We start from the raw sequence: 22,503 nt of genomic DNA on the forward strand, positions 1-22,503 counted from the left end.
ATCCTACGGCAACAATAAGCTGTTGATTCGTGCGTATAGGTCAAATCAGTTTTGCCATTCTGATGCTTATTCCGCGCGAAACTCATCGGTACTCTGCCTCCATCGTTTTCAACCTTTCCATTCGGCAGCCGTTCAACGGCAAACGCCATGGAACCCGATGAGGCTCCCCATGAAAAAAGTCCTGCTGCTCAACGGCGGTAAGCAATTCGCTCATTCCGACGGTCGCTATAACGCAACCCTGCACGACGCTGCCCTCAGCGTTCTGGACCGAGGCGGTTACGATGTGAAAACCACGTTCATCGACGGCGGCTACGACGTCGAGGAAGAAGTTGCCAAGTTTCTCTGGGCCGACGTGATCATTTATCAGATGCCCGGGTGGTGGATGGGCGCGCCGTGGACCGTCAAGAAGTACATCGACGAAGTCTTTACTGAAGGCCACGGCAGCCTCTACGCCAGCGACGGCCGCACCCGCTCCGACGCGTCGCAGAAGTACGGCAGCGGTGGTCTGTTGCAGGGCAAGCAATACATGTTGTCCCTGACTTGGAACGCCCCGCAGCAAGCCTTCGACGACCCGACCGACTTCTTCGAAGCCAAGGGCGTGGACGCGGTGTACTTCCCGTTTCACAAGGCGAACCAGTTCCTGGGCATGACCGGCCTGCCGACTTTCCTGTGCGTGGACGTGATGAAGCGCCCGAACATCGAGGCCGATGTGGTGCGGTATGAGCAGCATTTGCGCGAGGTGTTCGGCCTTTCGCGGTAATCCGGCTAGTATCGGGATCTACCTGAAGGCATCTGTGGCAAGACATCTATGTGGCGAGGGAGCTTGCTCCCGCTGAGCTGCGAAGCAGCCCCAAAAAAGGCGGCCGCTGCGCGCCCGAGCGGGAGCAAGCTCCCTCGCCACAAAAGCTCCCTTACCACATTGAATTGCATTCCATGAGAGGACACCCGTGAAAGCCAGATCCGACGAATTGCAGATTTTCGTCTGCGTGATCGAATGCGGATCCATCTCCGCCGCCGCCGAGCAGGTCGGGCAGACGCCGTCGGCGGTCAGTCGCACATTGTCGCGCCTGGAGGCCAAGCTCGATACCACGCTGATCAACCGCACCACCCGACGCATGGACCTGACCGAAGAGGGCAAGTATTTCTTCGAGCAGGCCAAGGGCATCCTCGACCAAATGGAGGCGCTGGAGGAGCGCTTGTCGTCCCGTCAGAAAAATCCCGCAGGACGCTTGCGGATCAACGCCGCGTCACCGTTCATGCTGCACGCCATCGTCCCGCATATCGAGGAGTTCCGCCGGCTCTACCCGGACATCCAGCTCGAACTCAACAGCAACGACCTGATCATCGATCTGCTGGAGCAAAGCACTGATATCGCCATTCGCATCGGGACCCTCACTGACTCGACGCTGCATGCCCGGTCCCTGGGGTGCAGCCCCTTGCACATCCTGGCCAGCCCGACTTATCTGCAGCAGCACGGCACGCCTTCAAGCGTCGCCGAGCTCGCAGGTCATGCGCTGCTGGGGTTTGCCCAGAACGAGGGGCTCAATCAGTGGCCGCTGCGGCACATGCACGGGGATCGCTGGCCGATCCAAGCGGCCATCAGCGCGTCCAGCGGCGAGACCGTTCGCCACCTGGCGCTGCAAGGGCAGGGCATCGCCTGCCTGTCGGATTTCATGACCCGCGACGACATCCAGACCGGTCGGTTGAAGGTGCTGCTGGCCGACGCCAACAGCGGATACCGCCAGCCAATCAATGCGGTGTACTACCGCAACTCGCAATTGGCGTTGCGGATCCAGTGCTTCCTGGACTTTATCCAGGGCAAGCTCGCCGAATACGCCTCGCGGGACAAGGGCTGATTCGTGACTTCAAGGCAAAGTGGAGTGCCAGGCAACCTTTGCGCTGACCGATACACCGCTATCGCGAGCAAGCTCGCTCCACAAAGGTTTGTGGGCAGGCATAAAGCTCAGTCGTGATGTTCGCCCGCCCGCTTGAGCATCTGCTTGCAGCGTTCGGACAGGTGAAACACCCGCAGGTGCTTGCCGGCCTTGCTGTAGCGTTCACGCAAGGTCTTCAGCGCGGCGATGGCCGAGTAGTCGACGAAGCTCAGGTGGCGGCAGTCCAGGGTCACCAGGGCGGGGTCGTTGGTCGGGTCGAACTGGTTGAGGAACGGCGTCGTCGAGGCGAAGAACAGTGTGCCGTGCAGGCGATAGAGTTTGCTGCCGTCGGCCTCCAGGTGCGTGTCGGCGTACAGCGCCCGGGCCTGTTGCCAGGCGAAGTTGAGTGCCGCAATGACAATGCCGCAGAGCACGGCGACGGCCAGGTCGGTGAACACCGTGATGACTGTCACTGCGATAATCACCAGCACATCGTTCACCGGCACCTTGTTGATCACCCGCAGCGAGGCCCAGGCAAACGTCTGCTGCGACACCACGAACATCACCCCCACCAGTGCGGCCAGCGGGATGCGCTCGATCAGCGGTGACAGGAACAACACGAACAGCAACACCATCACCCCGGCCACGACACCGGATAAGCGCCCGCGCCCGCCTGAGCTGAGGTTGATCACCGTCTGGCCGATCATGGCGCAACCGCCCATGCCGCCGAACAGCCCGGAGGCAATATTGGCCGCGCCCAGTGCCACGCACTCACGGTCCGGATAACCGCGGCTTTGGGTGATTTCATCGGTCAGGTTCAGGGTCAGCAGGGTTTCCAGCAGGCCGACCATCGCCATGATCACCGCATAGGGCGCCACGATCTGCAGGGTTTCCAGGTTCCAGGGAATGTCCGGCCAGGCAAAGGCCGGCAAGCCGCCGGCGATGTGGGCCATGTCGCCCAGCGTCCGGGTCGGCAGGCCGAGCAGGTAGACCGCCAGGCCGACGCCGAGGATCGCCACCAGGGCCGGCGGCACGCTGCGGGTCAGGCGCGGCAGCAGGTAGACAATGGCCATGGTCAGCGCCACCAGGCCGGCCATCAGGTACAGCGGGACGCCGCTCAGCCATGCCTCACCAATCTTGAAATGCTCCAGCTGGGCCAGCGCAATGACAATCGCCAGGCCGTTGACGAAGCCGAGCATCACCGGGTGCGGCACCATCCGCACCAGCTTACCCAGCCGCAACAACCCGAACGCCAGCATGATCAGCCCGCCCAACAGCACGGTGGCCAGCAGGTACTGCACACCGTGCTGCACCACCAGCGCGATGATCACCACCGCCATCGAACCTGCCGCGCCCGACACCATGCCCGGGCGTCCGCCGAACAGTGCGGTCAGGGTGCAGATAATGAATGCGCCGTACAGCCCCATCAGCGGATTGAGGTGGGCCACCAGGGCGAAGGCGATGCATTCGGGTAGCAAGGCGAAAGACGTGGTAAGGCCGGCGAGGGCGTCGGCGCGAAGGCGTGCTGGTTTCATGGTTTACCTGACTGGGCAGCGGTTGAGTGTCGGCTGCCGGGTGCGTGGTGCAAAAACAGAGGCGGATGGTACGGAATTGAGGGCGGGGCGGCCAGCCGTTGGTCATTGTGTTGATGAAGTTGGGGCTGCTGCGCAGCCCAGCGGGAGCAAGCTCTCTCGCCACAAAGGCAATGAAAGTCTTGCGCTGAATTTTCATCAACGCCGTGTCGCGATGTCCGTCAGCGACATTTCTTGTCTGTGTACGAAAATTACTTTCAGTGCGTTTGAAGATTCTCCGTCGAAATGATTTATGAGTTTCACAACACATCGACGTGACCCCATTTGAGGAGTAACGCATGGCACCTGCTTTCGGTTATTGGCTGTTGGTCTACGCGGCCATCGCCATCATTGCATTGATCGTTCTGATCGCCCGTTATCGGCTCAATCCGTTCATCGTGATTACGCTGGTGTCCATCGGCCTGGCGTTGCTGGCCGGGATGCCGCCGTCAAGCGTGGTGGGGGCGTACGAGGCGGGTGTCGGCAAGACGCTGGGGCACATCGCGCTGGTGGTCGCCCTGGGGACGATGCTCGGCAAGATGATGGCCGAGTCCGGCGGGGCAGAGCGGATGGCGCAGACGCTGATCGAGCGCTTCGGCGAGCGCAACGCCCACTGGGCGATGGTGTGCATCGCCTTTCTGGTCGGGCTGCCATTGTTCTTCGAAGTCGGGTTTGTATTGCTGGTGCCCATCGCGTTCACCATCGCCCGGCGGGTAGGCGTGTCGATCCTGATGGTGGGGTTGCCGATGGTCGCCGGGCTTTCGGTGGTCCATGCCCTGGTGCCGCCACATCCGGCGGCGATGCTGGCGGTGCAAGCGTTCCAGGCCTCGGTGGGGCAGACCTTGCTGTACGCGATCCTGATCGGCATCCCCACCGCGATCATCGCCGGTCCGCTGTATGCCAAATTCATCGTGCCGCGCATCCAACTACCGGCCGATAACCCACTGGAGCGGCAGTTTCTCGATCGCGAGCCGCGCGCCAGGCTGCCGGGTTTCGGCATCACCCTGGGGACGATTCTCCTGCCGGTGGTACTGATGTTGATCGGCGGCTGGGCCAACCTGATTTCCACGCCCGGCAGCGGTTTCAACCAGTTCCTGCAGTTCATCGGCAACTCGGTGATCGCCTTGCTGCTGGCCACTATTCTCAGCTTCTGGACCCTAGGCCTGGCCCAAGGCTTCAACCGTGAGTCGATCCTCAAGTTCACCAACGAATGCCTGGCACCGACCGCCAGTATCACCTTGTTGGTGGGCGCTGGCGGTGGTTTGAACCGGATTCTGGTGGACGCCGGGGTCACGCAACAGATTGTCGGCCTGGCCCAGGAATTCCAGTTGTCACCGCTGGTCATGGGCTGGTTGTTCGCTGCACTGATGCGCGTCGCTACGGGCTCGGCCACGGTGGCGATGACCACGGCCTCGGGCATCGTCGCGCCCGTGGCGATCGGCCTGGGTTATCCCCATCCCGAACTGCTGGTGCTGGCCACCGGCGCCGGGTCGGTTATCTTTTCCCACGTCAACGACGGCGGCTTCTGGCTGATCAAGGAATACTTCAATATGACCGTTGCCCAAACCTTCAAGACCTGGACTGTGCTCGAAACGCTGATCTCCGTGGTCGCGTTTGGCCTGACCCTCGGCCTTGCGCGCTTGCTCTGAGCGCACCGCAACTTCACAGGAGCCGTCATGGACATCCTCTACCAGATCCGCTCCCGCCAGGATTCCTTCAGCGCCGGCGAAGGCAGAATCGCCCGGCTGATGCTCGACGACGTCGGATTTGCCGCCTCCGCCAGCCTGGATGAACTGGCCCAGCGCGCCGAAGTCAGCAGCGCCACGTTGTCGCGCTTCGCCCGCACTGTCGGTTGCCGCGATCTTCGCGACCTGCGCTTGCAACTGGCCCAGGCCAGCGGTGTCGGCAGCCGCTTTCTCGACCCGGCCGGGGCGCCCGAGCAATCGGCATTTTATGGACAGATCGTCGGTGATATTGAGGCGACCTTGCGGCAGCACCTGTCGGGTTTCGAAGAGTCACGGTTCAGCGATGCCGTGCGCATGATCGGCAAGGCACGGATGATTCATGCATTCGGGCTCGGCGGCTGGTCGGCGTTGTGCGGCGAGGAGTTGCAGGTACGACTGGTGCGTTTTGGCTACCCGATTGCCGCCTGCCGCGACCCGGTGATGATGCGCATCACCGCCACGTCGTTGAGTGAAGAACATCTGGTCATCGCCTGCTCACTCACCGGCATCACCCCGGAGTTGTTGAGCGCGGTGGAGCTGGCCCGCAGTTACGGCACGCCGATCCTGGCCATCACCCGGGCCGACTCGCCTCTCGCCCGCCTGGCCGATGTGGTGCTGCCCCTGCAAGGCGCCGAAACCTCGTTCATCTATAAACCCACGGCGGCGCGCTACGGCATGCTGCTGGCCATCGACGTGCTCGCCACCGAGCTCGCGTTGGCCCACCCCGAAGACAATCAAGAACGCCTGCGGCGGGTCAAGCTCGCCCTGGACGATTACCGCGGCGGCGACGACCACCTGCCGTTGGGAGACTGACATGCTGTACGACACCCTTATTCGCAACGCGCTGGTCATTGATGGCTGCGATACCCCCGGCTACAGCGCCGACGTAGGGATTCGCGACGGGCGCATCGAGCGCATCGGCGACCTGGGCGACGCCCGGGGAGTGGAAGAAATCGACGCTGCTGGCCGCGTGCTGGCGCCGGGCTTCATCGATGTGCACACCCACGACGACACCGTGGTCGTCCGCCAACCGCAGATGCTGCCCAAGCTCAGCCAGGGTGTGACCACGGTCATTGTCGGCAATTGCGGCATCAGTGCCTCACCGGTCAGCCTGCGCGGCGATCCGCCGGACCCGATGAACCTGCTCGGCACCGCGCAAGCGTTCGCCTACCCACGCTTCGCTGATTATCGGACGGCGGTAGAGGCGGCCATGCCCGCCGTCAACGTTGCCGCATTGGTGGGCCACACGGCCTTGCGCAGCAACCACATGGGGGATTTGTTGCGCACCGCCAGCGTGGGAGAAATCGCGGCCATGCGTCGGCAACTGCGCGAAAGCCTGGAGGCGGGCGCTCTCGGTTTGTCCACCGGCCTGGCCTACGCCAACGCGTTTTCGGCATCCACCGACGAAGTCATGCAACTGACCGAAGAGCTGAGTGCATTCGGTGCGGTCTACACCACGCACCTGCGCAGCGAATTCGAGCCGGTGCTCGAGGCCATGGACGAGGCGTTCCAGATTGGCCGCCACGCCCAGAGCCCGGTGATCATTTCCCACCTCAAATGCGCAGGCGCCGGTAACTGGGGACGCAGTCCGCAGGTGCTCGCGGCGTTGGAAAACGCCGCAAAAACCCATCCTGTCGGCTGTGACTGCTACCCCTACGCGGCAAGCTCCTCGACGCTGGACCTCAAGCAAGTGACCGATGCCCATCGCATCACCATCACCTGGTCGACACCCCATCCGGGCATGGGCGGTCGCGACCTCATCGACATCGCCGCCGAATGGGACGTTTCGTTGCTGGAGGCGGCACGTCGCCTGCAACCGGCCGGCGCGGTGTACTACGGCATGGACGAAAGCGACGTAAGACGAATCCTCGCCCACCCGCTGTCCATGGTTGGCTCCGACGGTTTGCCCGAAGACCCGTTCCCCCATCCGCGCTTGTGGGGCGCTTTCCCACGGGTGCTGGGACATTTCAGTCGTGACGTCGGGCTTTTTCCCTTGCACACCGCCGTGCACAAAATGACCGGTCTGTCGGCGGCACGCTTCGGCCTGAAGGAACGTGGTGAAATCCGTGAAGGACACTGGGCGGACCTGGTGTTGTTCAACCCGAAAACCATTCGTGACGTTGCCGATTTCAACGCGCCGCAACGGGCCGCCGAAGGCATCGATGGGGTATGGGTCAATGGCATGCTGAGTTATCGCGATGGTCAGGCGAATGGGCGCAGGCCAGGGCGTTTTCTGGCGCGGGAAGGGAATCTTCGCCTAGGCTTCAGTTCGCCCGGGTGACGCTTGAGAGATGCGCAAAGCCAGTTATTCCTTGGATTTTCGCCTCGGTAGTGGCACTGCGACACTAAAGAAGCCGAGGCCAAGGCCGAAGCAATGGGTTCAACCCGTCTAAACTGGGTCTTTTCAACTAGGGAGTCACCCATGAGCTTCGGTAAAACCACCCCGATCCTGCGGATCTTCGATGAAGCCAAGGCGTTGGCGTTTTATGTCGACTTCCTGGGCTTCACGATCGACTGGCAACATCGCTTCGGTGACGACTTCCCGCTGTACCTGCAAGTTTCTCGTGGCGATTGCGTGCTGCACCTGTCCGAACACCATGGCGATTGCACGCCAGGCTCGGCGCTGCGGATCGAGACCGATGAGCTGGAAGCCTTCCAGGCGCAATTGCTGGCCAAGCAATACCCCTTTGCCCGGCCGCAGATCCAGGCCATGCCCTGGGGCAGCCAGGACATGGCGGTGGTCGATCCGTTCGGCAATCGCCTGGTGTTCACCAATGCGATCAGTCTTTGACTGACATTATCGTCTAGTCCGACTGCCGCCCGGACGAGGACGTGATGCCTCGTTTATTTGCTGGACGCGAGCGTTGTATCCCGCGTAGTCGACGGGGCTGCGTCCAGTGGGTACGCTGATCTGCGCAGGAAGAATCCCGCTGCAATTGATGCAAGCGGGGAATGGCTCTGGGGCGTCGCCCCTGAATAGCGTGTCGGTGAGTATGGTGGTGTCGGAAAGCATTCTTTCCGCCCTGTCCGGGTAGAGCGCTACCACGGAATTCGCCAGCCGGACTTCTGCGTGGGTCCCGGGGCCTCCGGCACGTATCGGCATGATCCCAGCCATGTTTTCAATATGGGTTTCGATCCAGTCCCGGGTCGGTTGTTGCAGTGCATGGACTTGATCGGTCAGCCGGCTCAGCGTCGGTGCGTCCTTCAGGACGTCTTCGTCTACCGATACGTTGTGGAATATGTTGTCTTTAGCGGCGGCGTATCGGTTGGATAAATCGGTCAGGTAGTCCGCGGTGTTGCCGATCCGGTAGGTGCCGAAGTTCAAGTAGTATTCCTGGGGCGTGTCGGTACTGGCATTGCCGTCGTAGGTGAGGTCGACGCCTTTGTATCCCCTCATGCTGCCTTGGGGTTTTGGAAGGTTGAAAAAGTCACTGAGTCCAACTTCTTCAGTCTTGATGTAGCCATAGGCGTGGGCGAGAAACTCCCGACCCAGTAGTTTTCCGCTGAGAAACTGGTCGGTCGTTTTGTCGGAGAAGTCCGGCGTCGGACGGTTGGAAGAATCACTCTTTGCCGAATCCATGATTTCCTGCGAACGGGCCCGCCCCCAGGTCTCGAATTCCTTGAGGTCCTCATCCCTCATCAGGCCCGACGGGTCGGTAAATCTCAACGGGTTGTTCCCGACCATGCAATACAGGTTCAACCCGTCAACCGCCCCCGCCGGATCGGGACTGATCCAGCGTTGCAACCACGGTGCGTAGTACCGGTGCCCGTAGTAATACAGGCCGCTGGCATCACGCTCCTTGCCGGAATAACGAATGGTCCGGTAGTCGGCTTCCACGGCTGAGCGGGACGCCGCCCAAGCGGTTCCGCCGTAGGGGAGATAACTTTCCTGACTGATCAGCCAGCCCTCATCGTCGAGTTCCAGCGAGCTGGAACCCAGATGGTCGTCAAGGCTGTAGCGCAGTTGGTTTGCGGCGATGCCGGCCGGGCGCCCTTCAGTCCAGTGCAAGTAACGGATGCTGCAACGGCCAGCCTGCAGGGTGATGACTTCCAGGCGTTCGTTTTGACGAGTGTGGATCTCCAGGCCCGGCAGGTAACGGACTTCCCGGGTATGGGTCACGGCCGAAGCATAGGTGACCTGGACTTTGCGCACCCGTTTCCCCGCGCTGTCATAGCCATAGCGCTCAAGATCATGGCGGCCGTCTGCACGCTGAACGAGTGTCACGCAGGTGAGTTGATTGCGGGCATTCCATTCCAGCGCCCGGCCCGGATGGAGAATCTGCGGGTTGCCGTTGGCATCAAAGTTTTCATCCTTGTTCCAGGACAGCAGGCGATTGCTGGCGGCGGCGATGTTCAGCGTCCGGGTGTAGTTGTTACGGTCGCGCACATGGCGCAGTTCGATCAGGTTGCCGCCGGTGTCGTACTCGTAGTGCTCGGTAAACGGGAACAGCTGCCGGGCGTCGAACGGCACCCTGCTGAAGGTGGGCAGGTCGGGATGGCTGGTCAGCCCCGCCGTTTCACGGCCCGTTGCGCTGCTCAACTGGTAGAGGCAGTCGTAGGTAAATGTGCGGGTGGCGTCGATCCGCTGGTTGCTGCCGAACTGCACCGGTTGGGCCCGGTCCTCGATTTGCGTCACGTTACCCACCGCGTCATAGGTGTAGTGCAGATCCTGCAGGGTGCTGCCAGACACCGACGCGCCGAGTGAGGTCAGCCGACCGCTGGCCGGATCGAGCACCGCGCGACTCACGACGCCATTGCCGGCAACCTGGGATTCGACCTGGCCTGATGCGTTGTAGACGAGATCCTTCACGATGTTTTTTTCGGTCGCAGCGTCTTTTACTTTCAGGCTCACGGACTTGAGTTGGCCGGCGATATCAAACGCGTAGCGCTGTTGATGCCGGGCTGCATCCGACAGCAGGATGAGGTGCGCAAGGGCGTCGTAGCGCCAGCTCGTTTCGTAGCCGTTGCCCTGTTCCAGCAGCGTGTCGCGGTCTTTTTCATCGGCTGGCCAGTCGGGTTGCGTGGCATCGACAAGAAAGTGCCGGGTCTGGCTGAGCGGTTTGGCGCAGAGCGCATACGCATGGATGAGCAGGCTGCCCGCACTGTCATCGTGGCGGATCAATGCACCACAGAGGTTGCGCGCCGCAGATTCTGTCGAGCTGTCACCGTAGCGCAGGCATTCGACTCGGCGCATCGCTTGATCGGGTGCTTGCTCGTGGATGGCGATCGGCCTTAGCTGGTGATCGTAGGTCCTGCGCCAATGGTTTCCTCGCTGGTCCCAGCTGCGCAGAATCTGTCCGGCAGTGCCAGGGAGATCCAGGCGCCAGCCGGCGTCGACACTGTTCACCAGCAGCGGCTTGCCGGAAAGGCTGTAGACGGTCGTCAGGTTGGCTTCGGCTGCAGTGTCGAACAGTCGAGGGTCCCACTGCGCTACCTGGCGTCCAGCCGTGTCGTGGTAGTGGCGGGTGATGCGCGCCTGAGGTTGTTCTTCTGCGTGGCGCCGGCAGTAAGCGACCTGTCGCACGGGCAGCCCTCGGCTGTCGACAGCCTTGAGCGTCGGTGTCCTGCGGTGAAGGCCTGGGTTCATGCTTCACCTCCGGTCGCCGAGGCTTGTTCGGCCATGACCTCTGCGAGCGTGTCGTTCTCGTCCTCGTCCAGGGCGTACCAGGCATGGCGGGTATGCCGCCGCATATAGGAAAGTCCAGCCTGTTTGGCCAGGCGTGTGCGAATGGGACGGCCCAAGGCATCGTAGAACTGCTGGTCGCAATGACCGAACTGCCGCAAGGACTCATCGTTGATGTAGCGGTGCTGATCGGCGAAGTAAGGGCGGTAGAGGCGGATCGGCAATCCTTTGTTGTTGTATTCCACCCGCTCGCTGACACGCCAGCGCGTTGTCGTTGTTTGCTCCATGGGTTTTCCGTCCTTGAGTGCCAGTGCTCCCTGAGGGTTGACGACGTAGGCCATGCCCGGCTCGACCTGCTGCTTGCTTTGCAGGGTTCGACCGAAGCCGTCGAAGCAGGTGATGGCGATGCGGGTTTGCTGCTGGTCGTCATCGGGGTAGCGGTCAGCCACCAGCACGGCGATGTGCACCGGCTCACGTGCCGAGGCATCCATTTCGTTCTTCAGTTTCAGGTCGTCGACGGAGAGTGTTTGAAGATCCGCCAGTCGCGTTCGAGCCGACGCGCAGATATGCCCGCTGGGCAACAGGTCACGGTTGAGCACGCACCGCGCCAGCCAGTCGCTGTCCGCCAGCGCGGCGTTCGACACGCAACCCATCCAGCTGAAGGGCGCGTAATAGAGTGCTGTGGCGGCATCCTGCAAGGCGTCCTGGCGCTGTTCGATCGCTTCTGTCGGACTGTTGAAACGCGGCCGCTTGAACTGGGCGATGGGTTTGAAACCCACGGGTATGTTGTGCTCGTTACCGTAGAACGTCGTGGCCAATACTTGGCCGAAGGCATCAGCGAGGCCTTCCTGGACGTTGCCGTTGGGATCGGTAATGCGCCGTGGCAGCAGCGAGCGGTAATCGTAGAGCGCCTGGGTGACACAGCCATCGGGCAGTTTGAACGCGGTGATAAAGCAGTGGTAGTTGTCGTAGCTGAACGCGGTCACGCCATGGCTTTCACTCGCCTGCTGGGTCTGGATTTTGTAGAAGCCTTCCAGTGGCGCGTAGGTCGCAAAAGCACTTTTGACTGACCAGAGCTTGTCGAGCAGTGGCGTCGCCGGCAGAAAAGCGTCCATGGGGTGATAGCCGATTCGTTCCAGCAACTTTCCCTTCGGACGGGAGGTTTGCGGCAACAGATGGAACGCTTTCAAGGCGGCTTCGTCCAGCTCGGCGGTTTCCACGTGGTCGCCCAGGGCCTCGAAGTGTGCGACGCCGTCCGGCAAGGTTTCGGCGGTGGAGGCGTCCTTGTAGCGCTGCACCGACAGGCCCGTCAGAACGCTTTGGGTTATCCAGGCCGTTTCCCCGGTGAGTTCGATGAGCCTTTCATAAGTCATCTCCTCAGTGCTCAGCCCGCCGGCCTTGGGTGCCTTGGGCTTTTTCAGCGCGTGGGTCCGCTGGCGATACGGCAGGCCCAGTCGCCAGCCTTGAGGGGCTGGCAGATGGATGTACTCGGCGCAGGTTTCTGTCAGGTAATGGAACTGTTGCGCCGGATCATGAGCGTCGCGCCACCAGCGTTGCTGATCGGCATCACTGAACGGCGGAGCATCGTCGACGGTTTTTCGTCGGGCGTAGTGGACCCTTACGCTGTGAGTCAGCGAGCCATAGGCGTCGTATTGCAGATTGAACGTGTGCTGGCATTGCGGATCGTCGCTCAGGCCTTCGTACTGATACTGGATGGACTCCAGCAGCAGCGGCAACATCCGGGCATGGCGTCGGTTGCCCTCGGGGGGGTGGAGCAGGCGTATGCGATAGCGATTCTCCTGGACCGAATACAAGGTTCTGCTGCCCAGGCGTGCATCGACGCCGAATACCTCGCTTCGCAGTAGAGAACCGCTGAGGGCGCGAGCCATTTCCAGCGTGGTCGCCGTGGTTGGCGAGGCAATAAGGGTGTCGCTCCCGATCTCGGGTTGGTATTGGCTCAGCAAGGTCTTGCCCGGTGCCACGGCGATCGGATCCGCGCAGCTGTAACCGATACGGGGCAGATCCACCGCTTGCCCGGTGTGAAACCAGTGCTTTGTCAGGCACGGTGTTGTGAAGCCCGGCGAGTCGGCGTCGCTGGGGTTGGTTTCTTCGTCGGTTTGCAGCAGCAGGCCAAAGCCGCGAAATTCCCGTTCGAGGCTGTCGTAATAACCCTGGCGATAGGTGAAGGCTTGGGACAGTCGATTGCCCGTTATTTCATCCACCTGGGTTTGGCTGGACACCACATGCACAACCAATGGCACATGACAGGCAAGGGGCCTGTCGGTTTTCACTCTCTCGGCTTTTTCGTCCAGCCATTCCTGCGCGGAACTGCGATAGCTGATGCGGTTGGTGGCACCCATATTGTTGTCAGTGCCGGTGAGTAAATACGGTTTCGCGCTGACGAAGTCGTAGCGCCAATGTCGGCCTCCTCCGTGGGGCTGGCTTAGAATCAGGCTGGAACAGCCGAGTCCTTGCAGGTCGGCGATGCGCACCTGGCATAAACGGTCGTAGCGCAGGTCTTGGGGCCAGGGCAGCGCAACGGGAGGGCTGAAGCCATTGCCGCCGCGGTTCATGAAGATCAGCGCCTGGTCCGCTTGCAGATAGATCAGATCGGTGGCGCCGGAGCCATCGAGGTCCGCCAGGCGAATATGCGAGGCGTCGAAGGTTTCGTATACCAGGCCAGGCGAGCCCAGCACGATGCCGTTGCCAAAGCGACCGTGACCCAGGTTTGGCCAGCACTTCACTTCGTTGTGACGAATGCGCACCAGATGCTGCTGCCCACTGCCGAGCATGTCGCTGAATGCCACTAACTCGGAGGGCGACGCGCTGATGAGCGGGAGCGCATCGTGCTCCTCGTCGCGGGTCACTTCTTGGGCAGCCGCAAAACCATTCTGCTGTTGATTGGCGTACACGCGAACACTGCGTGGGCCGATCAACGCCAGGTCGCTGAGGCCTGCGCCCATCAGGTCGGCCAACTGCCCCTGTGGATTGAAAAACTCCGCGGGGATCGCGTTGAACGTGGCGAAATCCGACCAGTTCCGCTCAGGGCCGAGGGAGAAAAAGCCGCTCCAACCCGGCTGGGCAACGACCCAATCCAGTCGACCATCGCCCGTGAGATCGCTCAGTGACTGCTGCAGCGGCTGTGCAAGGTCAGCAACCGGAATGTGGGGCAATGCCCGCCATTGGCCGTAAGCCACGTCGTTGCTGTTGGCCTTGGCTCGCATGGGTTCGCGGTAGTACCAACCGCCATCGCCTCGATAGAGCATGCCCGGTAAGCCTTCGCCGTACAGATCCACCAGTTGAAAACCCTGGTCTTCGTTGAGCCCCGGCATGTTTTGCCAAGGCTGCCAGCCGGGGTTTTCAAGCGCAAGCTTGAACTCGCTGTAGCTGAATTCGACAGGAGGGCGGTTATCGGCCGTCGTCGAGTCGCCGAACGCCTGCTCGTGGGCGGCGGTCAGTTGGTGATAGCCCAGGGTCGTCTGGCGGTAATCTAGGAGCAGGCGTCGCACCAGGACGGGGCGCGGGCCCCATTCACCGGGAAAACGGTGGAACATCAGCACTTGGCGGCACAGCCGTTCGGTACGTAATTCAAAACCAAAGGCGAAGCTGGAAAACGCATCGTTACGGGCCAGCCACTGCTGACCTTCATAGTGCGGTTTCTGGTGGTATTCCGTGCTCCGTTCGCCGTAGTCGAACACCAATTCGAAGTGCCATTGTGCAGCCTTCAGTCGATCCGGTTGCCACAAGTAGAGGTCTGCATCGGCCTGGAAGTTGCCATAGCTCACCCGGCTCAGGTAGCGCTGGGCTGTTACGTCGACCTTGTACTGGTAAAGGATATGCTCGCCGTGGGCGTTCAGACTTTCCTCCAACAGCCATTCGCCCACGCGCCTCGCATCCAGGGGATCTGCTCGACGCGCCGAAGGGTTTTTTCCGAATACATGGAGGCTGCCATCGGCACTGTGTACGAGCCAGAAACCCGATTTGTCATTGGCCGCTGACCAATACTCGATCCGCTCGAAACGGTTTTCGATTTTCGGAAAGAAGCGGATCACCGTGTAGGTCTTGTTCAGCGCCAGGCGGTTGTAGCGATTAATGCGTGTCGAGCGGATGACGCCTTGCGAATCTCGTTCGGGCAACCACACCACTGCGTCGGGGCCGATGATTTCGTCTTCCTCGGTGTAGGCCGGTACACCCCGGCTGGTGCATCGCGCCACGCAGGGCAACGATAGTCCCCAGCCGATACCGAACACGCCGTTGCCGACCGAGCTGGCATAACCCAGGGACAGGGAGGGTGCGAAGCCGCGCCCCGGTGAAATCGGCAGGGCGATCTCATAGGACGCCGTACCGTGGGCGCCGATGGCGCTCCATCCTTTGCCTATGCTCTGGATAGCGCCGCCGCCCTTGGGCAGTGACGGCGCGTTGACAGGCATTGCGCTGTGTTCACTCATCGCAAACCTCCGCCAGCCCGGGCCGTGTAGCTCACTTGCACGATGATGTCGGTCAGTGATTCCAGCATGTCCTTTTGAGCTTCGGGGTTGGGGAAGGTCAGGCACCACGTGGAGACTGCACCGGTGTATTCGAAGGGCAGGTAGCGCTCATCGTTGAAGTTGAGGGTGAACAGACCGTTATCGTCGACTCCCGTGGAAAGGGCGATCTGCTGGTTGGCGTAGCGGCTTTCAATGGACCGGCCACCGGGAGACATGAACACCTTGCTGGCGGTCTGGGTCAGCGTGGCCCGAATGTTTTCATAAGGGCCAACGACGGCTGGCAAGGAGACGCTGATGGTCTTGATGCGCCGCAAGTAATGCTGCTGGTCTTTGTAATCGTCTTCGAACAATTCGTGGGTCAGCTCGAACTCACACTGGCCTTGCAACAGGTCTGCGTGGATGTGCGCCCAGTCCTTGTTGAGGGTGCTGGTTGCGGTTTTGCTCTTGAGTTGGCGCAGCGATACCGTTTTACGAATTTCCAGGTCCCGCTCATTGCGTTGCAGGTAGGCGGCCTGCATGTTCAACAGCCCCAACTTCAGCTGCTCGCCGACTCCGAGTCCTCGATAGGTCGCATTCCAAGTGCCGGGTTGGATAAAGCGCGTGTTCACATCCACCAGTTCATACTGCCAGCAGGCTTCAGCAGCCAGGCAAAGGCCCGCCGTCGCGTCGTAGGCCTGGCGATAGAGCGAGGCGAACTGGCTGTTCAGCCATTGGTAAAGTTGCGCCTTGGTAAAGCGCTTGCGGAAAAAATCGTAGTTGGTCTTGGCTTGGCCCAGGCTCGATTCTGCCAGGCGAAGTTGCAGGCGCGTGGCCGTTTCCTGCTCGGCAAAGTGCGACAGTTGTGCGTCGACCTGGGCCAGTTCGAGCTGTGCCTGGTCACGGGCCTGGGTCCATTCCTCTCGACGACGATGGAACTGTGCCGTCCGCTCGAGGTGAGTCGCTGCCGTGCGATCACTGAGAGCGGCCCTTTGGGCGATGGCGGTGGCAGCGTGCATTACACCCTCCCAACGGGTGCCGCCGTTGCTTAGGCCAAAAATGTTAGGGGTCATCATGAGACTGCCTGCCACGGCTTGGGAGTCAGACGCATCCAGTTCGGCTGCACCACTTCTCAAGTACAGCCGACAGGCCTGCCGCTCGGCTTCAATGAGGCCTTTGTCCAGCAGATGCTGGTAGTGTTGGGCTCGTCCCTCGACGATAGATCGGCTGGCCAGCAGCGCCTGGCGGTTATGACGGTCGATCTTCAGTGCCTGGTGTTGCAGGTCGACCGACATTTTCGCCAGGTCCCAGGCTTGCTGTTGTTGCAGCTCCTGCAATTGAGCCTGCTCTTTGCGCTCGATCAGCGATAACAGGGTGGCGCCGAACTGGCTGAGGCTTTCAACGGCGCCTTGGGCCTGGCTGTGCATGATCGAGAAGCGATAGTAGGGCAAGTATGAGAGCGATAGGCCGGATGCTGTGCTGTCGGAGATGTTCAGGGTGTTGGCGTCCGGCAAGGCGCGAGGATCCAGGGGGGCGGCAAATATTGGCAAATGCAGTGGCTTGCCGATGATGTCGAGGTTGTGTCGCAGGTTGTACAGGCGGCTTTCGGTGATGTCCCAGCGCTTGAGCAGCTCCGGGTTGAATGGCACGCGCAGATATGGGGTATCGATTGTGGGCAGGGACGACGGCGAAGAGTTATCACGAATGCGCAACGGGTGGCGGGTGTCGGACTGGCTCAGGACGCGTTCGAACCCGCGCAGGTTTTCATTGGTGCTTTCGCTCAGCCCTTGCAAGCTGATACTCGTCCATTGATCGAGCGTCTGAACGAACGCCCGTGGTCCTGATAGCTCCAGCGCCCGCACATACCATAGCTTGGCCTCACTGAGGCTATCGGGTGTCAGCGCGCGATACGCGGCGTCGCCTCGGTTGATCAGAATGTCGAGGTACAGGAAGTACAGCGCTTTGCGAAAGTGGACCGGATGACTGAGGGCAATCTGGTGTGGATCGTGGGGGGCCTGGTCGTGGTAGGCAGTCGTGTTGCTGTCGATCAACGGGACGCTCTTCCAACAACCCTCATGCCCGCGACGGGGGTCGAAGACATGTCTGAGCCAGCGTTCGGCCTCCTCGTATCGCTGCTCGGTGTTCAACCGATGGGCGATCAGCCACGGCACGTAGAGGAACAGTTCGGTGAAGTAACGGCCGTAAGGGCCGTGGAAATCCATTTTGGTGTTGGCGTTGCTTGATAAGACCGGTTCTGGCAGGTGTTGTGTCTGCCAATCGAACAGTTCATCCAGGCTGTTTTCGGTACGACGGATCAGTTCGGCGGCGAAGACGGTGTTCAGCCTGATGGGCGCACGCGGTTTGTCCTGGGCATCGTTGTCTTTGATCGCGGAGCCGGCAAAGTCGATAGATTGGCCGGCACCCAGGCCAGGCACCGATGCATGCGTAATGGTTGGCGGCTGGAGACGTGCCGGGGTGAGCTTGAGCTTGATCGCTTTAAGGGCGGAGTAGATTTTTTTTCCTGGCTCATCGGGATGGACGAATGCAACCCCGCAAAGAAAGGTATCACCGTGTTGACCGAGATCTTTGCTGTGCCACGTAAATTCATGGAATTGCGCCAGATTCGGTGCGGGGATGGACTCTGCTACGACCTGCAGATTTTCATAGGTTAGCGGTTGGGTTTGTCCGGCGCGTGGTTGGCGGAAAATTACATATTGAATATCTAGCGGTTCGTCCAGCTCGACGAATGTCTCACCCAGGTTCAGCGGAGGGGAGTCGCTTGTTTGCAGCGTCAGGTTTTGGACCCTTCCAGAAGCGGTACCGTCATTCTCACGTCGACTTTGCGTGATCAGGTGTCGTACTGCTTGGGTGGATACCAACTTCCCCTGAAGGTCATCAGATAACGTGATACCGAGCGAATAGTCGTTGTCCCTGATGACATTGTTCAGGTGGTCGAATGACATCCTGTAGTTTTGATCCAAAGGCTTGGAGGATGCGCTGGTTATCAAGGAGAACGACCCCGTGTTTAGCGCCACATAAGCGCTTCCAGGCAGGCTCCGGGCAGGCAATACCCAACCAAACTGAAACCGAGGCGTTATGAAACGGGAGGAGCTCAGCCTCAAACGCATTTCTTTACGGTTTGAAGGCAGGCCAATGCCTCCATCGACGTTGATGACTGCGCTTATGCGCAGCGTGAGGGTAGAAGCGGTGGGCCCCTCGACGGATTCGATTCCAATACGATGCCGATGCCCGTCGAAATCCGACATCGATACTTCCATGTTCGCGGGAAGGGCTACTTCAATGGGGACGATTTCGGCGAATGTCTTTGTTTGAATACGTTGCACCGTAGCGCTGATGAGTGTTTTTTCATCGGCGCTGTACTGGCGATAATGTTCTTTCGCAGTTTGTTCCGTGGTGGCTGAACCACCAGGCTCCGGGGTGAGGTTTGTATCGATGCACGTTGTTTTAATGAACGTGAAGTGGTTGCCGGTTGAATCGATCAAGTCGGTCTTGGCTTCACGTGCACACAAGGCGAGAAACAACACATCGCGCGCGCCCTTGCGGTATTGCACAGCAACAGTGCCTACCAACGCCTTGATCGCCTCCAGGTCCTTGCTGCGAAGCACGTTGTCCTCGCAATAACCTTGCAGGCAAACGCGTGGAGTGCTCCAGCTTCCATCCGGCTTTTTGAAGCAAAGGCTCAAGCGCAATAGCGGATGGTTGCCCGCCCCTTGTGACGTTGAAGAGCCGTTGCGGGTGGCTGACGGATCCTGATGGATGCATTCGGCCCATACAACGAACAAACGATTGTTGAACCAGACCGGCCTTATCGAATGCTCGACCGCGCTCTCGGAAATCGGCACGTTGGCTTTTTCCCAGTCCGACCAGGCGTAAGGATCCGGCTGGTCAAGTTTCGGCGGGGTAGCTGGCGGGGACGGTGGAGTGCCGTCCAGCGGGCGTTGGGCCATGTTCAGCGAGCGCCAGAAATAGCTGTTCTCGGAGCGAGATTTGGCGATGAAATAGTAGGTGCTGTTGGCAAAGTCCCCGCCATCGATGTAGCCAGTGAGAATGTTCAGGTTGGCGATTTCTTCGAGCCGGGTCAGGTACGACATGACCGCCGACTGCACCGCTTCGGGTTGAATCTGGTTCTGATTGAGGTCGTTTTCCAGTTGCCGGAAGTTGTCGCTCTTGTTGGTCCTCAGCAGTGGGTCCAGATAAATCGCGGGGAAATAGAGCAGCTTTTGATGGGCGGCCCAGGTGGGGTACTGATGCAGCTCGTTGCGCCAGGTTTTCAGGTGCTCGTCGCTAAGGCTGGCCGAGTCATAACCGGGTTCCAGGTTCATCAGGATGCGATGGATGTATTGCTGCAGGCTGGCGATGGCACACGCCACGGGTGTGGTGGGCACGTCCTGGCTGACCAGCACATCGAGCAACCAGTATTCGTAAAGGGCCTCGGCCGTCTTGAGCTTCAGGTTTTCTGTCGTGGGGTTGTTGGGCGCGACCTTGTGCAAATAGAGCGCTAACTGTGCATCGCGCAGGCTTTCATCAAGCTGCTTTTTTATGGCAACGGTCATATTCAATCCTTGAATGTTGAGGAAGGTGGACGTGTCAGTGGCAGGCCGCGATCAGCGCTTCACCGACGGTCCTCCAGTCCGATGTCTCGCTGTCGCTGTTCAGTGCGGTTGCCTTGAGCAGCAGGCTGGCCGACAGTCCGGTGCACTGGCAGCACGTCTGGCAGCGCATGACCCAATCCACCGCTTCCATTGACTGGGCGCGTTTGTGTTCCAGTTGTGCGGTCAGGCAACTGACTTCGTCAGTGCTCCAGTCCAGCAGGCTGGCCAGCAGCTTATTGGCTTCTTCGCCTGAGCCTTGCGGCGTGTCCTGGTTGGCAAGCTGCAAGTAATGCAGCAGGTGTTCTTCTGAACGGGCCTGATGGTGGGCGCAGTGACTGAAGCGTTCGAGCAGATATAGGGTTTGAGGCGTCAGTGTTCCCGTGCTGTCGGCGGCCAGCCAGGTCGGGTTGTTCATCAACTGCCGCAGTGTGCTGCCGCTCAGGTGCAATCCCTTGCACGCTTGGGCCGTGCGCAAGACTGTCGCCAGCAACGCCGGCATGTTCCCAGGGGCGCTCTCGATGGCCGCTACAATCGTCGTTGCATGGGTGTCGGCCATTTGCATCACGCAGGGGAAATAGTCTGAGGACAAGTCGGCAAGGTCATGCAGCAGGGTTTCCACCACGTGGCGGGCACCGCTCGGTTGGGGATCTTCTGCCAGCAGTATCGACAAGCGTCTTTTCAGGTTCTTGTTCATTGGCACGCTATCTTCGATAACGTCGAACAGACGACACCATGTCGCGACATCCCGGTTGTCCTGTCTGAGCCAGTCGACGGCCCAATCCAGCGCCATCAGTACATCGAGAATGTCGGGCTGTGAGGCCTGCGAGGTACTCAACGTTCCTGTCACCAACGCTTTGCAGAAATCTTCCCCGCCCAGCAAGTGGGCGAGCGCGGTGCATTCGAAGGGCGAGAGCCCGAACATCCGGGCGATACGGGCCTGGCGATAGAGTGACGAGACTGTGGGGAGGTCATGTTTAAACGAAGGCAGGTATAGCTCGGTCTGCTTGATCAGCAGCAACAGCGAATCCTGCGTAATGGCAAGCCCGAGGCCCGCACTGAGGTAGCTGAGGGTGTTCAGGTCCGTCGTGACAAGGTCTTGCACCTGCGGGTGTTCGAGCAATTGGGTTCGATTGAATACCTGGTCAAACAAGGGCACCTGCTGGCCACAAGCCGCAATCGGCAGGTCGTGCAGCAACGACGCAAACTCCTGCGGCGCGATGCCGTGGCGTTGATTCAAGTAGCGATAGACCCCCAACGTGCGCAGGGTATTGGTGTTGAGCGTCATCGTCGTGTTGCCTTCCGAGCGCAAGGCATTGACGATCAGCGTGTCCAGTTCGGCAACGGGAATGCCGGTCCAGCGGTGTAGCCGGATCATTCGCTGCATGCGGGCGAACCGTTCGCGGGATGCGTAGGCAAAGGCATTCAACTCTTTGGTGATTGCCAGGGCAGCTGTCGATTCCGGTCCGTTGATGTAAGCGGCGCCATAATTGGCATGAGTCGAAGGGGGGCTGTCGGTCGAGGTTCGTGGGCTGTAGGCACCTTGCGCCAGTAACTGCTCGACCTGTTCAGTGCTCAGCCCGGTGCGCTCTTTGAAGAACGAAAGGTCGTGCAGGCGATTGGTGTTTTCAGTGCCGTAAGTTTTTTTCAGGACGCCAAGGTCCAGGTCTGAGCTGGCCGGCGCGAGCAGGAGTTTCTGTTGCTCAGGACTTAGCCCGGACAACAGTTTTTGCGCCTCGACATGGGATTGCGAAACGCGTCCGTAAGGTGAATCGCCAGGGGACAACGGGAGTTTCAGGCTCGTCCGATAATTCAGTTCGCCCAGCCCCGGTTTGTTTGCGCCCAGCCCCAACAGGCACTGGTGATGATGCAGGTCATAGGGCAGTGAGAAGGGGTAATGTTCGCTGGCCAGGACCTGGTGGACGGTCCTGTCGCTCGTTGCCAGATGGGCTTCGATTGCGCTGCGCAAGGTGTCATTGACGATGTCCAGCATTGGCCGCGCAACGAAGGCACTCTGGTGATCGAGCATCAACCCCTTGAGGTCCGGTCGCCGTTGCTCCAGGGTGATTTTGTCGGTTGATGGAGACGCGTTTTCCAGCTGGCCAGCAAACAGATACAGCGCCCGCAGATAGGCCACGGGCGAGTCGATGGCAGCGATATCACCCTCCTTGCAGAATTGATCCCACCGCTCGTTGAATAGCGCTTGATAGCTGACGGACGCCGAGGTTGACGCCGAACCCAGGCTGCGCCGGGCACGTTGCCGGGTATCGCTGGGTGATATCAGGTGCTCCTGATACAGGCGACTGATCTGTCGGGCATAGCTCGCTGCATTGTCGTAGGCCTGCCCGGCATCCACGTCGGCGTGCTTGCCCAGCTCAAGGGTGAATCGCGCCTTGCCCATGCGCATGACGTCGAAGACCGACGTCAATCCCATGCGCTGCAGGGCTGTCCTGAAATCGGCCTGGGCGTTGTCTTCGCCGATTGGGACGTCGATGAGCCGGTGCAGCAGTGAGTCGTTGCTTGCGTCCATGTGTTGTCCATCTCCTGTTCGAACGGAATGTGCGGTCCAGGGGAAACCGTACAGGAGCGTGCGACAAAAGGCGGTAGGACGAGAGGGGGTGGGTTTTGTACGAAAGGG

Annotated in this window: 12 protein-coding genes; 7 read left to right on the forward strand and 5 right to left on the reverse strand. The window is 60.4% G+C overall.

All coding sequences use genetic code 11. From position 1 onward, the window contains the following. Positions 1-169: 169 nt before the first annotated feature. A complete protein-coding gene (gene mdaB, locus QNH97_RS03270) occupies positions 170-760 on the forward strand; it encodes an NADPH:quinone oxidoreductase MdaB (RefSeq protein WP_283555582.1) in 591 nt (196 codons plus the stop codon). 187 nt (positions 761-947) lie between these two features. After that, entirely contained in the window at positions 948-1,856 is a 909-nt protein-coding gene (locus tag QNH97_RS03275) for a LysR family transcriptional regulator (RefSeq protein WP_283555583.1), read from the forward strand. A 107-nt stretch (positions 1,857-1,963) separates the two neighbouring features. Here QNH97_RS03275 and QNH97_RS03280 read toward each other — a convergent pair whose 3' ends face one another. Next, positions 1,964-3,409: a SulP family inorganic anion transporter gene (locus QNH97_RS03280; RefSeq protein ID WP_283555584.1), complete on the reverse strand. Its 1,446-nt coding sequence runs from the start codon at positions 3,407-3,409 to the stop codon at positions 1,964-1,966. On the opposite strand from QNH97_RS03280, the gene QNH97_RS03285 reads away from it, so the two are divergent. From QNH97_RS03285 to QNH97_RS03305, 5 genes are all read left to right on the forward strand, one after another. After that, positions 3,408-3,695, forward strand: a complete 288-nt coding sequence (locus QNH97_RS03285; protein WP_283555585.1) for a hypothetical protein — start codon at positions 3,408-3,410, stop codon at positions 3,693-3,695. The two genes, QNH97_RS03280 and QNH97_RS03285, sit on opposite strands and share 2 nt — an antisense overlap. A gap of 49 nt (positions 3,696-3,744) precedes the next feature. Continuing rightward, on the forward strand, positions 3,745-5,094 hold the full coding sequence (locus QNH97_RS03290; protein ID WP_283555586.1) for a GntT/GntP/DsdX family permease: 1,350 nt from the start codon (positions 3,745-3,747) through the stop codon (positions 5,092-5,094). A gap of 27 nt (positions 5,095-5,121) precedes the next feature. After that, entirely contained in the window at positions 5,122-5,982 is an 861-nt protein-coding gene (locus QNH97_RS03295; protein ID WP_283555587.1) for a MurR/RpiR family transcriptional regulator, read from the forward strand. Between the two features lies 1 nt (position 5,983). Beyond that, positions 5,984-7,450: an N-acyl-D-amino-acid deacylase family protein gene (locus tag QNH97_RS03300; protein WP_283555588.1), complete on the forward strand. Its 1,467-nt coding sequence runs from the start codon at positions 5,984-5,986 to the stop codon at positions 7,448-7,450. A gap of 141 nt (positions 7,451-7,591) precedes the next feature. Beyond that, positions 7,592-7,960, forward strand: a complete 369-nt coding sequence (locus QNH97_RS03305; RefSeq protein WP_283555589.1) for a glyoxalase superfamily protein — start codon at positions 7,592-7,594, stop codon at positions 7,958-7,960. A 6-nt stretch (positions 7,961-7,966) separates the two neighbouring features. Here QNH97_RS03305 and QNH97_RS03310 read toward each other — a convergent pair whose 3' ends face one another. From QNH97_RS03310 to QNH97_RS03325, 4 genes are read right to left on the reverse strand one after another with little or no spacing between them, the layout of a single operon-like run. Next, positions 7,967-10,756, reverse strand: coding sequence for an RHS repeat-associated core domain-containing protein (locus QNH97_RS03310; protein ID WP_283555590.1), 2,790 nt, complete (start codon positions 10,754-10,756; stop codon positions 7,967-7,969). Continuing rightward, positions 10,753-15,240 (reverse strand): SpvB/TcaC N-terminal domain-containing protein, encoded by a 4,488-nt coding sequence (locus QNH97_RS03315; protein WP_283555591.1) that lies wholly within the window; start codon positions 15,238-15,240, stop codon positions 10,753-10,755. The genes QNH97_RS03310 and QNH97_RS03315 overlap by 4 nt, the downstream gene beginning before the upstream one ends. Continuing rightward, positions 15,237-19,829, reverse strand: coding sequence for a Tc toxin subunit A-related protein (locus QNH97_RS03320; protein ID WP_283555592.1), 4,593 nt, complete (start codon positions 19,827-19,829; stop codon positions 15,237-15,239). Before QNH97_RS03320 ends, QNH97_RS03315 begins: the two co-directional genes overlap by 4 nt. Positions 19,830-19,863: 34 nt before the next feature. Further along, positions 19,864-22,395 carry a Tc toxin subunit A gene (locus QNH97_RS03325; RefSeq protein ID WP_283555593.1) on the reverse strand — a complete coding sequence of 844 codons (2,532 nt, stop codon included), beginning with the start codon at positions 22,393-22,395 and terminating at the stop codon, positions 19,864-19,866. Positions 22,396-22,503: the final 108 nt, after the last annotated feature.

The organism is Pseudomonas sp. G2-4 (genome assembly GCF_030064125.1).
Lineage (GTDB): Bacteria > Pseudomonadota > Gammaproteobacteria > Pseudomonadales > Pseudomonadaceae > Aquipseudomonas.